The sequence below is a fragment of the Sphingobacterium sp. WOUb80 genome, assembly GCF_050058145.1.
Taxonomy (GTDB): domain Bacteria; phylum Bacteroidota; class Bacteroidia; order Sphingobacteriales; family Sphingobacteriaceae; genus Sphingobacterium.
The window spans coordinates 47,853-61,557 of the sequence record NZ_CP165617.1 but is presented as its reverse complement, the minus strand read 5'-3'; the positions used below and the strand labels follow the sequence as shown (position 1 = coordinate 61,557).

12 protein-coding genes are annotated in these 13,705 nt (G+C 39.2%); all 12 read right to left on the bottom strand.

Annotated features, from left to right (window positions below):
- Nucleotides 1-66: 66 nt before the first annotated feature.
- The 12 genes from AB1Z56_RS00315 to AB1Z56_RS00260 all read right to left on the bottom strand — a co-directional run bounded on the left by AB1Z56_RS00315 (nt 67) and on the right by AB1Z56_RS00260 (nt 13,625).
- On the bottom strand, nt 67-507 hold the full coding sequence (locus AB1Z56_RS00315; protein ID WP_426790702.1) for a hypothetical protein: 441 nt from the start codon (nt 505-507) through the stop codon (nt 67-69).
- A 3-nt stretch (nt 508-510) separates the two neighbouring features.
- Nucleotides 511-1,518, bottom strand: coding sequence for a helix-turn-helix transcriptional regulator (locus AB1Z56_RS00310; protein ID WP_426790701.1), 1,008 nt, complete (start codon nt 1,516-1,518; stop codon nt 511-513).
- 13 nt (nt 1,519-1,531) lie between these two features.
- Nucleotides 1,532-2,428 carry a hypothetical protein gene (locus tag AB1Z56_RS00305; protein WP_426790700.1) on the bottom strand — a complete coding sequence of 299 codons (897 nt, stop codon included), beginning with the start codon at nt 2,426-2,428 and terminating at the stop codon, nt 1,532-1,534.
- Between the two features lie 26 nt (nt 2,429-2,454).
- Nucleotides 2,455-3,210: a radical SAM/SPASM domain-containing protein gene (locus AB1Z56_RS00300; RefSeq protein WP_426790699.1), complete on the bottom strand. Its 756-nt coding sequence runs from the start codon at nt 3,208-3,210 to the stop codon at nt 2,455-2,457.
- Nucleotides 3,182-3,913 (bottom strand): polysaccharide deacetylase family protein, encoded by a 732-nt coding sequence (locus tag AB1Z56_RS00295; RefSeq protein ID WP_426790698.1) that lies wholly within the window; start codon nt 3,911-3,913, stop codon nt 3,182-3,184. Before AB1Z56_RS00295 ends, AB1Z56_RS00300 begins: the two co-directional genes overlap by 29 nt.
- Complete coding sequence (locus tag AB1Z56_RS00290) at nt 3,910-5,097, bottom strand: glycosyltransferase family protein (protein ID WP_426790697.1); 1,188 nt, start codon at nt 5,095-5,097, stop codon at nt 3,910-3,912. The genes AB1Z56_RS00295 and AB1Z56_RS00290 overlap by 4 nt, the downstream gene beginning before the upstream one ends.
- Nucleotides 5,098-5,121: 24 nt before the next feature.
- On the bottom strand, nt 5,122-6,612 hold the full coding sequence (locus AB1Z56_RS00285; protein ID WP_426790696.1) for a Gfo/Idh/MocA family oxidoreductase: 1,491 nt from the start codon (nt 6,610-6,612) through the stop codon (nt 5,122-5,124).
- 80 nt (nt 6,613-6,692) lie between these two features.
- Nucleotides 6,693-7,550 carry a TauD/TfdA dioxygenase family protein gene (locus tag AB1Z56_RS00280; protein ID WP_426792405.1) on the bottom strand — a complete coding sequence of 286 codons (858 nt, stop codon included), beginning with the start codon at nt 7,548-7,550 and terminating at the stop codon, nt 6,693-6,695.
- Nucleotides 7,551-7,835: 285 nt separating this feature from the next.
- The gene (locus AB1Z56_RS00275) at nt 7,836-8,999 is read right to left on the bottom strand and encodes a hypothetical protein (protein WP_426790695.1); all 1,164 of its coding nucleotides are present in this window, start codon (nt 8,997-8,999) and stop codon (nt 7,836-7,838) included.
- Nucleotides 9,000-9,198: 199 nt separating this feature from the next.
- A complete protein-coding gene (locus AB1Z56_RS00270; RefSeq protein WP_426790694.1) occupies nt 9,199-10,317 on the bottom strand; it encodes a hypothetical protein in 1,119 nt (372 codons plus the stop codon).
- A gap of 21 nt (nt 10,318-10,338) precedes the next feature.
- The gene (locus AB1Z56_RS00265; protein WP_426790693.1) at nt 10,339-12,846 is read right to left on the bottom strand and encodes an N-6 DNA methylase; all 2,508 of its coding nucleotides are present in this window, start codon (nt 12,844-12,846) and stop codon (nt 10,339-10,341) included.
- A gap of 185 nt (nt 12,847-13,031) precedes the next feature.
- Complete coding sequence (locus AB1Z56_RS00260; RefSeq protein ID WP_426790692.1) at nt 13,032-13,625, bottom strand: hypothetical protein; 594 nt, start codon at nt 13,623-13,625, stop codon at nt 13,032-13,034.
- Nucleotides 13,626-13,705 lie beyond the last annotated feature (80 nt).

The following is a 13,705-nucleotide window of genomic DNA, read 5'->3' as shown; positions in this document are numbered from 1 at the left end:
TTGTACATACACGTTGATAACATCGACATGCTGTCTCATTTCATTTTCGAAGGATTATTCTGGCTTTTATATGCGAGTCAAATGTTCACTGTAACTTAGAGAATCCAAATCAGTTTTGCTATCTTTTAAAAACTGCACCATAATCTGTGAAACATTTCTGATTTCAGGTGCCGGAACTCTAAAATTGATGATATCACTAAACACGACAATCGACGTGAACCATGTTTTACATAGGGCTAAAAGTGCATCTTTTACAAATAGTATCTCAGGATCATCGTAACATATAAAATAGGGATCTATTTTAGAGAGCATCTGATAGTTCGACACAATAATATTCATAGATTTTATAAATAGAATTCCCTCATTGGGGCATTCCTGATTTTGATCATATATCTTATGGACTTCCTGTAATAGTTCATCCATTCCCTCACGGATTGTAGACTTTAACTCCCAGTGTTCAGATTGAAGTCGTGCCAGCTTCTCTAGGTATTTATTCGTATCCGTCATTGATCACGATCTTGAAAAAGAATAACATTGAAATAATTCTCCAACAATCTGTTCAATTGAATCTCTGAAGGATGCAGGCTCAATCACTTCAACATCACGTCCAAATGACAGGACTAAGCTTTCGAGCTCTCTATTGATTTTTAGATTCAGGTAAATAAATCCATCTTTATAGCGCTGCGATCCATGGATAGGTTTTGATAATACATAAGGTAGCCGATCTTCAGTAAATTTCAGAATCACTTGTTCCGCCTCACGATCGATAGCGTTGGTGACACCCAAGATATCATAAAAATAATCGTCAAAATCCACATCAGAATTTTTGTAAGAAAGTAACTCAAGCGGTCTAATTGCCAGGATACGATCAAGCGCCAGGTTTTGGATCTGGCCATTATCTTCATTCAATCCAAACAAAAACCAACGGTTATTATATTGCTTGAGATAATATGGATGAATTCTATAAACAGTGGGATCAGTCTGTTTAAAACCCTTGTATGTAATTGCCAACATTTGTCTATGAATTATATGCTGATAAAGGGGTTCAAGATATTCTAATCCCCTAAGGAACTCATTTTCTTCGAAAGAGATAACAGGTCGCTGCTGCCGGTCGAGCTTGAGGCCTGAACTGAGCTTGGTCTGGACAGCATTTAGCCATTCCAACTGGGGTACGCCACTGATCCTTCCCAGAGTTTCTAAGACTTGCTTTATTTGTTCCTGTTCGCTGGCATTGAGCGGTTGCTTCAATATCGAAAACTCTGGAGGATCATAGCAATAATAGACACGTTTCCCCTCTCTGACGGAAAGTATAGGCGCATGATATCCACCTTCGCTGCGCATAAAAGTAATATCATCCAAAAGCTGACGCCGCGATACTTTGGTTTTCGCCCCCACATATGCCGTAAGTTCTGCCGTACAGTATTCAATCAGATCATCAATAAAGTATTTTTTCCATTTATTGGAGAAACACTTATCCAATAGTTTGTAACGTATTAAAGCGTGTTTATTAGTGGCCATATCTTTATATTTTTTATACTATCCTACGTACCTCAAACATGACGAGCCCTTTTTCAAAACTGGGAAAATCTGTTCGCTGGACTTCAAAGTTTTTTGTATGTAAAAACTTTATCCAGCGTTCTGCAATAACCTGTTCATCTCTTCTATTGGCGTCATCCATAAGTATAACCGTATAATCCGAGAAAAAACTATAAAGCAAGGGCACTGCAGGATATCGGGCCAAAGACTGTGTTGATCCCGGAGGACCGTCTATAACCAAAAGATCAATCCTTTCTTTTATCTGTGTGGTTTGTAAATCATACCATTTATGAATGATGCCTTCAACTTCTATATCAACGAGAGGGCAAACCTCCACCTTACAGTTTTGCTCTATTCCATTCAATCTAATATTGTCTCTTGTAATATTGGCATAGACCTCTTCGTGATCAATAGACAATAAATTGCCCACTTGATTGGCCTGTAGACCTGCTCCCAATACAATGGAGGAAACCCCGCTGCTCAGCTCAAAAACAAATTGTGGCGTCTTTTTTAGGATTATTTCAACAAGTTTTGATAAAAAATCTGGAGATCCCGCCCAACCTCTTGTGCTAGGCAGATACCTAAGATTGGGCAATGCTCTGTAAATGGAAAGTAGACATTCTACCTGCTGAAAATAATTTTCCATATCAAGACTAATCCTTTTTTCCATTGGTGAAATCCAGTTTGGGTCTTTCATCCCCCCTTCTGTTCTGTCCACAATTAAATCAGTATCAGCCAATTTGTTTTGCATCGCTTTGAACAGATCCGCAACATCTCCCAATTGGGTTTCAATTCGCGACAGAGTCACCTTCTGCTCATGAAACAAAGAAATAAATTGCGGCACATTTTTAATTCCTTTCAGTAAAGTACTTAATCCCCTAAATAATTTCATAAAAGATACTTGCTATAATCTTTTCTCTAAATATTTACAATATAATCCGAGCATTTAGAGCACAGTTTGTAATTTTCCCGCAAGCCCTGTCTTAGATCATTGATCTGCTTCTGGCGTTTTTCGCCATACCATATATCAATTATATGCTCATCTTGAATTCGGCCAATACTATGTACACCATAATAATCAATGCAACACATAACAACAGTTCCATCGAACCTGATATCCAATTTATTCTCAATTTTCGAACATGCTGCCTTTATCGGAAAACTGTATTCCTCTTGCTTAAAATCTACATAGCCAGCCCTATTGGAAAAATCTTCACCTCCACCTTTGACAACATAAAAATCCCATGGATATGTTCTCAAACCTAAAGTCTGTTCAAACTCCGCAACTTTGAGCTGAAAGTCTTCTTCCGAGGCCCAATCGTATACAGATAATGCAAACTCTTTAATATTGTAAGTGCTCAATTTTTCGACGATATCTCTCGTCAGGAAATCACCATTAGTGACAAGATAATTACTCAGTCCCAAATCCTTACAACGTTGAAAAAAGGAAAATATCCTCTTATCAGTAAACACCTCATTATAAAAATGAAAGGCAATCAAACCTGAATAATTTATATCCGCCAATTCATCCAGTACTTTATAAACCAGCTCCTCCGGCATTCGCTCTTTTATCCTATTGTCGCTTGTACGAGTACAAAAAGAACATGTCCTATTGCAAAATGAATTACACTCAATCGATATCTTATCAAAAAGTGGGTATGGCCTTACTTCCATTATTTTTAATTTTATCTTTAAAAACTTCTATTCCATCAAAATAGGTGATATACTTTCGGGGAAGTTCAAATATTGACCTGCAATTTTCGGCATTCCCCCCAATACAGCTTACTGCATTGGCAAATTCCATTTCCTTGACCATTTTTATTATCGTTGGATTATAAGCTCCATGCGGATAAGAAAAAGAATTCACTTCACGACCGGTAATTTCCTGTAACAGTTCTTTACTTTCGTATATTTCTTGATAAGCTACTTCATTGTTCAATTCTGTCAATTTATAATGATTCATCGTATGGGCACCAATTTCTACCCCCATGTCGCTTAACTCCCGTATCTCTTTACTGGATAAAATTTTAAGATCCGGATTTTTGATCTTTCCCCAGGATGCAGGCTTTCCTAAACACCCAGCAACAGGATAGATCGTACATAAAAAACCAAACTGGTTCAATATAGGAAAAGTAAGATCGTAGAATCGCTCACATCCGTCATCAAATGTCAAAACAACCAACTCATTTTTAATCTCACGCTTACTTGCCATCAGGTGAATGGCTCCGGCTAGTGATACAACCTGTTTCTTTGAATCTCTAAGATATTCCATCTGTAACCTGAACTCCTCAATGCTGCAAAAACAATCCAGATTTGTATGTTTCCCTGGTGCTTCACCTATTTGATGATATAATAAAATACTGATTCCTGTACTCATTGGAGATACTCATTAGATTTGCTATTTACCAGTTCCAAAATCTTTTTCACGGAACAACTTACACCGTTTATATCGATTGTTAAACCTGATAAAGTTGGTCTATTAAACTGAGAAATAATTTTCTCGATCAGTACAGAACTTTTAAGGTCGTCAAAATTCAAAACCTCAAGACAACCTTTACGTTTAAAATATCCTATTCGTAGATCTTGTTCAACATTATTACCAATAAAAGTCCGATTATAAACTAGCAATGATTTTCCTATCGAAAGGGACTCTATCATCGAATTATAGCCTCCTAAAGAAATAATCATCTTCGCAGATCCCATTTCTGACAAATATTCTCTTCTATTAAATTCTTTTAATTCGATCTTATCTGAAAGTAGTGCTGCAACCTTAGTTTGCTGCTTCTGAAAATCAGATTGAAATGCACCGGAGAACAAGATCATTTTATGATCTAATTTTTTGGACAATGACAGGTGGCAATCTATCAATGCCTCTAAAATTTCATCACCTAAACGTCCACCAGCGATAGAAACTAAAATCGTGTTAGGCTGTTGTGATTGCCTAGGTTCAATCTCTTTTGAAACAATATAGCCAGTATGTATGATAGGAACTTTAATTCGGTCTATCAGAGGAAAAGAATCTGACAACTGTATATGTTGTCTGTCCCCATGGACAAGAACAAGATCGTACAGTTGATTGAGAATCTCACATATATAATCGTCTCTTTTACTCCCCTTGCTCGAATCTATTATTTCTCGGACACTACAGATTACCCTCGCATTGTAATTTTTATGCTTAACATATTCAATTAATTTCCTTACTTCACTTTCAAACAGTAGCCCAAATGGAAAATGCTCAGTGATGACGATATCCACATTTATTTTTTCAATTAGATCTGCTATTAAATTCTGCCGTGCAGCAAAGCATACATCTAACGAAATATGCTTATCTACAGGCAGCAATATCCCAGTTTCTTCTTGTTTATATATGGCTGGAATCTGAATTAAATTTACATCTTCTGGAATATCGAAGTTGAGAACGGGCTCTCCGCCGTTGACAAAATATACGTTGAAGCTGTCAGTAAGCCCTTTCGCTAATTCCATCATTCTAACATAGTGTCCCAATCCATAAACGTATTGACAATGAATCAGTAGCGTTTTTTTATCCTCAGGTAGTATCATAATTTTTTAAAGGAATCGTTGATATTAAAATATATAATTTTTAAGAGGATATTTATCCAGTATGCTATCAGGTTCAATAGCATATGATACCACTGATTTACTAATATTTGAACGGTAGGTACCACTCATAATTTGCACCGGAAAAAGATGGTCATCCAATAAAGAAGTCATCTCACTTTTTAATTTCTTACCAGATAGATAATCTACAAATTCCTCAACGACTTTAAATTTGACCCATTCCATTGTAATCATGTTAGCATCCTCTTGTGACCGATCTTTGACTAAATCAGAAACTTTATAAACCTGTGGTTGTTGCTGTCCATTTGAGATCAACGGATTTCGAAACACATAAATATCAAAATGATTCTTCCCTCCCAGATCTTCTTCAATGCCATGCGTATCATGCTGATCACTTGCCTGATAAGCATGAATCTGAATACTTTGAAATGGTCCTTGCTGAATAATATAGTTCTCATGCTTGATCCTTCCGTTTCCTTTATATAGATCCTTTCCAGGTGTAATCCAGGTTCTTCCAGCAAAACCGTTATGAACGAGGTTTATTGAAAAATTGGCGACAATTTCCTTCTCTTTTTTCAATGTCAAAATAGAAGAAACATCCATTTCTCCATAACTGGCAAAAACAGGAGACAATTCTTCATCTGTCCACCGATGTACTGTATTATATTTTTGGCCAAACACAAGTTTATAATCCTCTTCAGTAATTTGTTTAATAAAGCCATTGGGTCTAACAAAGGAACTGAAGATATCTAACTGGTCCGCTATTTTCTCTGGATTTATAGATGCCTTATAGAACTGATAAATGGTATCAAATATATGATAGCCACTATGGGAAGCTTTTCCGTAGCCCGAACAATAAGGGTGATAATTCTGCGTTACTATCTCGTTAGGTAACCTCCACTGACCATCACTATGATAAGCTTGAATGAAAGTTGCTGGACAATTTGTCAAAGCAGCTACTTCTCGTATTTGCTCTTGAACAAATTGAAATCCCTTATGAAATCTACGATGTGAATTTATAATAAAAACAGTCTCTTTTATATCCTGGAGCCGATGGTAATCTTCAAGCAAATCTTTGTAATCCTCAAGGATACCTTTGGCATTTTCATCATTTGAAACAACATCGGGCCTTGTAGTGATAGGTTTGTCCATCAATACATTAAATCCATTTTCCAAAGCCCATTTAGCATATACGTAATGGACCAAAGGTTCGGTAGCTATCACTACTCCATCGATTTGATTATTCTGAATAAATTCAGAAAGATGATATGCAAGCTTCCTAGGTAGATTTCCCTCAAAAGGGTCAATGAACATAAAACTGGTTTCCACACCAATCTTTATACTTTCCCTGATGTCAGTTTCTTGATCCTTCAGATCGATGATCAATGCTATCTTAACATTTTTTATATGCTCAAATGCAGGAATATAAACTCTTCTCGCATGAGGACCACAACCGATTAAGATAATATTTACAGATTTATCTTGTTTTCTTAACATGCAACTACCTTTATATTTTCACTTCGCCAATTCATATATCTGACCAAAAATATCATGTACAAAATCTGGATATCAAAAAATTAAAATGGATATTCTCCCGCAATACTTACTCTTTTTAAAACTCTCCGTGTGGAAGAATCAAAAGAAGGCCTATAATGCAATGTTGCCCTATTATCCCAAAATACAAGATCTCCGTTTTCCCACACGTGTTCATATCTACAGTCTATATTCTGACAATGATGATATAGATCTTCCAAAAGCTCAGTTCCCTCTGTTACGGACATATGCTGAAATTCAAGTTCATATGCAAAATTCACATACAAGATCTTTTCGCTTGTTAGAGGATGGGTTCTGACCAATGGATGCGGATAAGTATTCCCTGGAGGGATATCTATTGAGCGATCAACGTATTTAGATTTTACAGATCCGAAAGGTCTATGGAAAGGATTGTAAACAGTAGTTTCAACATTTTCAATCTTAAGTTTCATTTCATTTTCCAAAAATGCGTATGCTTTAACCATATCATACCAAACAGTATGAGCCGCACTCTCATTTACATCAATAGCATATAACATTGATGCTGCACTAGGACACTTTAGCCATTGATGGTCAGAATGTGGTAAGACTTCTTGATGTCCCAGATACGACTTCTCGAACTCTGGTGCCCGATTTCCAACGACAACAATCGAACTTTGTCTATCTCCACTTCCCAAAACCTGGTTGTTACTATCAGTAGTAAATGGAGCGCCAAATCTAAAAGCAAAATCTTCCAATTGTTCATTGGTCAACTCTTGATTTTTAAAAACGACAACTCGATGTGAATTGAGTAAGGTTTGGATTTCAACAATAATGGCAGGAGTCAGATCGGTTTTAATATTAAAATTTTCGATCTTAACCCCCACTCCATTGTCTGAATATCTTGTATTTATTTTAGACATCAACTATTTATAAAAAAAGAAAAATTTCGGCTATACGTATCAATTCTTCTCATGTAAAAATTCTTACAAGCTTAATTAGCTATAAATGAAAAACATATCTAACACATGACTTTCATTAAAATTTGTTAAGCTTAATTTTATTACGAACAGGTTTGTAGCTTTTTGAATCTAATGCGATTCTTTCACAATTTACAAACAGTTTGCATCACCGTCAAGTTTTTTTAACACATTGTGAAAATAATCATATCAGTCATTAACTCACCAGATAGATCAAATGGCAGGTATCTACCATTGAAACTGATAGATCTTATCTCCGATCGGAATATTGAGGATCATACCATCCATCTTAGATTTCTTGACATTGACATAGCCGATCACTCTGGAATGCGGCATCACGGTATTAATCTTTAGATATCCCTGCGAAATGCTATTACGGATACCGTACTGCGCATTATCGTACTGCTGTACATTTTGCCTTGCCTGCTGATTGGCTGCATACTGGGCCGAACCACTATAACCTACCGATGCCTGCTCGCCATAAGCCAACGCAGCTCCTCCCCGATTGTTGACCGCAGCCGCAGCACCGGAGGAGGCTACTGCTGAATATCCGGCCTGACTGGCAGCCTGGCTCTCGGCAAATGCATTGAAGAATGAACTCCAGCCTTGTTTGCGCTTGACCTTTTTCATATACTTTGCATAGGGAATAATATCTTCCTGATGGGCTTTGCCTCCTCTCAAACTCACCACCGTAAAATCATCGGGATTGAGTACGACCTCTTTGTCCGTTCCGTTCTCAATGGTGATATAACTTGCATAGTACTTTCCGTATAGATCTTCTTCGGTAAACTGTACCGCAATAGACACCCCATCATTGAAATAATACTGAATCACACGACCGTCATCATACATTACTCTGCGCTCAGCCAGTGGATAAATATCCTTCTCCTCAGTAAGGCCGTTAAGGGGCATATGGTTGAGGTAAGAGGTCTTTACAGCATTTCCCTTTTCATACCGGATGTACCAATTATGTGCGGGCCGACCGTTTTTGTATTCGGCAACGGTCAGGGGCTGCTGCTTTCCATCATATGTGGTGCTTGTTCCTTCTGCTACCCCAGATTCGGAAAAATGGCTTTCCTGGATCTTTTTTCCTTTCTTGTCAAACAGCTCCACTTTTCCGATCCAAATGCTTTTGGAATCATCATTCCGGTCAATATGCAAAGCTCCGGTAGCAATAGTCTGCAATTTCCCATTTTTCCAGTAGTCGCGGATTTCACCCACAGGTTTCTTTTGATCATCAAAACTGACCTCCCGATAGAAAGTACACTGTTTTTTGGATTCAACGCCTTTGCTATTGGCATCGTAATACAGTGTCACCTTGCGCTGCGCAAATACCAGATTCATCATACCGAAGAATAGGCCAATTGCTAACATCAATACTGTTCTTTTCATATATCAATAAGTTTGTGCCACATGTTCCCCGAAGTGGCTGTCAAAAATAAAAGGTATAAAAGGAGGTGCGGGAATCGAAACTATTGCTTGCACGACCAACATAAGCAGGCCCCCTAGCCTGATACTGGAACAAAAGTATGTTGGTGCGGTGCACTGGAGGTGCACTTTAAACATGGAACGTTATTGTTTATCGGAAAATCTACTTAAAGATTTCTTTAATCTTGTTATCCTGATCGCCGAGCAAGGCACTGACTTGGTCAGCGACTTGTAACTGATACTTACGTACAAGACCATAAGGTACATGGTACTCGATCTTTTCATTGGATACAAAAGTGGCTCGGCCCGTCTCGTGGAGTATCGAAATAAAGCCTTCGACAAGATTTTTCTTTGTCCACCGTCGTTCATTGTGTTCAACAATCTGATTTTCGAACAGGAACTTACCAAAATAGCTCAGCAGTTCCAACAGATTATTCAGGATGGAGGTAGACAGATAGTTGGATTTATAGTTGCTGGCGTATTCGAGTACCCTCAGCTGTAGATTTTCATTATAATGGGATCCATCCTGCGTTATTCTAAGCGTCTGTACAAACAGCTCTCCTATCAGCGGATGGATAATATCATAATGATATTCATAGGCCCGGTGACGTTTGTTGAGAAAAAGACCCACTTTGTTGAGCTCACGTATACTCGGGCACACGATCCGAAGGTTTTTCAGTTTGTCGACCAGCAGTTCGAGTATCGTACGGATTGCATTAAATTCATTGAAGAAAACTGTTTTATTGGAATGGTATGATCTCAGGATCTGCAAAAGGTGTACCGAGTCTTCGAGTCTTAGCGTCCCATTGAAAATCTGGAAAGCGGCTTCATAGCGGTGTTTAAGCTGCGTATCAATATGCTGGGCAGCGTCTTCCTTCAGCCGGTCGAATAGGGCTAAAATCTGTCGATCGTCCAACTTGTCATAGATATCACCTAATTTATTTTTGGAATCGAGAAAATCATTATCCTGCTTGATTTTATCCTGCCCTGTTAGAATGTACCAGGGTAGCTTTTTCTTTACGCTGATCCTGTCCAACGTCTCAACGACTTTCATCAGACCCACCTGACTGGTCACATCCCCCTGCTCGCCTATCTTCTGGTAAAATATCCCATCCAGGATGACGGCGTCATAATGCATAAAATGCTGTTCCAAATTACGGATAGCCGCCTCGGAATTGGTAAATGCCACAAGTTCTATATTTGCGTCAATTGCTTTTTGGCGAATATTGAACAAATGCTCACATTCGTCATCCACCCAAAATACACGGTATACATTTTCCATAAAATCTTTTGATAAGTGAGCTTAAATAATATAGGGTATGGAAATTTCAAAGGTCGTCACGAGATCGGTATATTTCGATCCCTCCTCACTAGACTCATCAAGGATAAACCAATCTCCGTTGAGATAGCCTATGATGGTGGAAATAATATATCCACCAAGACCACTCCCCCCTGTATCGCCATATTTAACTCCACGTTGCTTGAAATCAGCCTGGCTCAGGCTTGCTGGAAATGGTTTACCTGTATTGGAAATATAGACCATCATCTTATTTTCCGTATCATTGAGTTTGACCTGCAGTTCTATCCTCCGGTTTTCGAGTTCGGTCCAGTTGAAAGCGTGCTGGCGGATATTGCTGAAGATATTGTCAAACAGAATCGTCAGCAATTCGTCGTTGGCATTGACAATGAGTTTCGTCGTTTTATCTTCTACACCAGCTTCGAAGATCTCATCCAAGATCTGGAGATTCATCTGTATATTGGGGTATAAACTTTGTACCTTTTTGAAGTAGTCTTGCACCCAGTCCACGAGATTGACTTCATATAGATGGTATTCATATACATGAAACTCATGGGTATGGTTGCGCAGCTCGCGTCCGATCTTTTTGGCATCCAGCATCAGATGATCCAACAATTGCCCCAGATTGAGGATCTGCTTTTCGTTGGATTTGGTCTGGAACAAATCGGGCACAATCTTGTTGATGCCCTGCTGCAAAATATCCTTGATGGTCTGCGCATAAAACTCAAGGTTGGAAACAGGCCCTGCAATCTTGTGTCGCAAGAGGGCATTGTTTTCTTTCAGTGCAAGATCTTCATCAGAAAGCGTTTTAACTGGCTGTGGGTCGTTGCCCATCACATAGAAGTCATAAAAATCTTCAGGTGGTGCAGCAGCATCGATTACGTTTGCCTCAAATTGCATTTCTTTATCGAAGAGACCTTCGTTGCGGTTTTTAAAAAGGTTGCGGCTCTTTTCCGAACGCGGCTTTCGGATACGGATAGCAAGGAAGCTTTCCAAGCTGAGCTTGTGGATCGACGAACTCGAAAAGGCATTGACCTGGTTGAGTACATAATCCTGCTTCAGTTCATCCACGAGATACCGGTAAGTGAAATTCGATTTCTTATGGATAGTGAAATGATAAATAACAGGAGAAAGCAGGGCGATATAGCTGCCATTGAAATGGCTTGCCCGAAGCTGCAGGCCGTGCAAGGTAAGCAGCAGTCCCTCGCGCCGAATGATATAGTAACTGTTACGTTGCCGATCAATCACACCGGGTACAAATTTGGAAGGGAATATATTGTTGCCTGTGAGATTGGATACCCGGATCACATATTCTGGAAAATCATCCTCCACCAGCGGTAATACAGTGGGTTCCAGTACCTCTGATAGGGATACAAGTTCGGGGTTGTCAATAAAAAAATGATTACCGAGCAATGCTGTCGGATTGAGCAGCAAAGCCCCGTTATCGACCCAGATAGTCTGTCCTAAGGGATTTGATCCTTTATAGCGTTCGGCATCGACCTTATTCCAGTCAATCTGCTGTCTTCTATTTTTATAGAAGTTGAGCTGATCCCTAAAGTCCACGATGGCAATCCTGTCATCTACCTTACGCTTGTTGACAACGAGCACCAGCACTTCAGTTCCGGTATGGCTGAACACACCGGATGGAAAGAGCAGTACCTTTTCGATATAGTTTTGCAGGATCAAGCGAGAGAAGGTCTCATCGTCAGGATCGGCAAGGAGGTTGATGATATATGATTTATTGAGCAGGATAATGGCACGTCCCTCATCGTTGATCGAGTCGGTGGCCAGGTCTATAAAATAGGTTTCGGCATCATGGTCGTAGCTATGTTCATCTATTCCTTCAAACTGACTTGGAGCCGTGAAGTTCAGAAAGAGGAGGTCAAACTTTTCCTGCCTCGGCCAATGGTCCAGGCTGTTTTCGCAGCGCAAGATAAATTCGTCGGGTTTGTGGTAGACGAATAGACGAAGTTGGGCGATACGCCAGAGATTTTCACTGTATTCCTGGCCGTAATATTTCTTATGATCCGCTATCAGAGGGATCAAATCTCCATTTCCTGCAAAAGGATTATAGATGGTGGTATACTTATCAAGATCGACGGCCGATAATATCAATGCACCCATCCTGGGGTGTAAGATATTGCCTCGATTCTTATAAAAAAGAGATTCGGTGATTGTCAGAAAAATCGTCTCAAAGAGCTCTTCAAAATTAAGCTCAAAATAAGATGCAGGCAGTTGTTCAAACTGGGTCAGCAGAAATTCCAGTTCAGTGGTATCAAAAGAAGCGATCACCGGGAAAGAGGGCAACAGGGCATACAAACCACTGTCGGATGATTCACCCGCAGAAAGCCTGGCCACAACTTCTGCCTTGGATGCCCCTCGTTCGATGACATCGTTTTTGAAGAGACATAATAAATAGAGCGTGAGCGAATAATCCATGGTATCTATACCGCCTTTGCCGGTATAGAATCCAATGATGGTATTCAGGACTTTGTTCACTTCATTTGCTTTCATATGGCTGTACGGTTCTGTTTGACACCTTTCCTATACGAAGATGCTGTAATCGACACACAATAAAAAATAAAAAGATCAAAATAGTTGTACTATTTTGATCTTTTTATGCTGAAACACCAATTTTACTAGAAAAAATATTAGTTTCTTTTTTCATCTTTCGAATATCGCTTATCCGGATATCTTCCTTAGCCAAATATTTTCCGATAGATGGATTTCCGCATTTTACGTTCCTCACTGAACATCGTCTCTATACCATCACAGTCTTTCTGAAAACTCATACTATGCTTTACGGCAATATCTGCTGCCGCTTTGGAGACATCATGATCAGTACCGATATAGGTGAATGTCCAATTGGATTCACTGAGCTCACCGATCATTTGTCTGATCGCAGGAGCAGAATACTCAGTCGAAGCATTTTCCTCTCCATCAGTTAAGATGGTGACCAACGCGTGAAATTTTTCATCTTCGCCGACCACCAGTTTCAATTTACTAACTGCAAAACCGATGGCGTCATAGAGCGGTGTTGATGCCGCTGGAGCATAACGTTTTGAATCGATCTCTTTGATCGGTGTTATGGGGTCACAAAAGTGTAGCATTTTGGTTCCAAAGCCATTGAAGCTGATGATCGAAATCGTATGCTCCTGATCAGCAAAAGTCTGCTGAGCTTCTCTGATGGTGTTGATCGTCTGGTTAAAACCACTAATCACCTGTGATTTGATGCTTGACATAGAACCACTCTCGTCCAAGATAATCAGGTTGTGAACTTTTGTCTGTCTCATAATTTTGTCTTTTTAATGTGTTAAAATCGTTGCTGCAAAACAGAAACTCCCGTTCGCTCCAGCATCAATTGTCTGACAAA

What these genes read in the sequence shown, in the direction of transcription:
- AB1Z56_RS00315 (WP_426790702.1), bottom strand. Translation starts at nt 507, where the DNA reads ATGACGGATACGAATAAATACCTAGAGAAGCTGGCACGACTTCAATCT.
- AB1Z56_RS00310 (WP_426790701.1), bottom strand. Translation starts at nt 1,518, where the DNA reads ATGGCCACTAATAAACACGCTTTAATACGTTACAAACTATTGGATAAG.
- AB1Z56_RS00305 (WP_426790700.1), bottom strand. Translation starts at nt 2,428, where the DNA reads ATGAAATTATTTAGGGGATTAAGTACTTTACTGAAAGGAATTAAAAAT.
- AB1Z56_RS00300 (WP_426790699.1), bottom strand. Translation starts at nt 3,210, where the DNA reads ATGGAAGTAAGGCCATACCCACTTTTTGATAAGATATCGATTGAGTGT.
- AB1Z56_RS00295 (WP_426790698.1), bottom strand. Translation starts at nt 3,913, where the DNA reads ATGAGTACAGGAATCAGTATTTTATTATATCATCAAATAGGTGAAGCA.
- AB1Z56_RS00290 (WP_426790697.1), bottom strand. Translation starts at nt 5,097, where the DNA reads ATGATACTACCTGAGGATAAAAAAACGCTACTGATTCATTGTCAATAC.
- AB1Z56_RS00285 (WP_426790696.1), bottom strand. Translation starts at nt 6,612, where the DNA reads ATGTTAAGAAAACAAGATAAATCTGTAAATATTATCTTAATCGGTTGT.
- AB1Z56_RS00280 (WP_426792405.1), bottom strand. Translation starts at nt 7,550, where the DNA reads ATGTCTAAAATAAATACAAGATATTCAGACAATGGAGTGGGGGTTAAG.
- AB1Z56_RS00275 (WP_426790695.1), bottom strand. Translation starts at nt 8,999, where the DNA reads ATGAAAAGAACAGTATTGATGTTAGCAATTGGCCTATTCTTCGGTATG.
- AB1Z56_RS00270 (WP_426790694.1), bottom strand. Translation starts at nt 10,317, where the DNA reads ATGGAAAATGTATACCGTGTATTTTGGGTGGATGACGAATGTGAGCAT.
- AB1Z56_RS00265 (WP_426790693.1), bottom strand. Translation starts at nt 12,846, where the DNA reads ATGAAAGCAAATGAAGTGAACAAAGTCCTGAATACCATCATTGGATTC.
- AB1Z56_RS00260 (WP_426790692.1), bottom strand. Translation starts at nt 13,625, where the DNA reads ATGAGACAGACAAAAGTTCACAACCTGATTATCTTGGACGAGAGTGGT.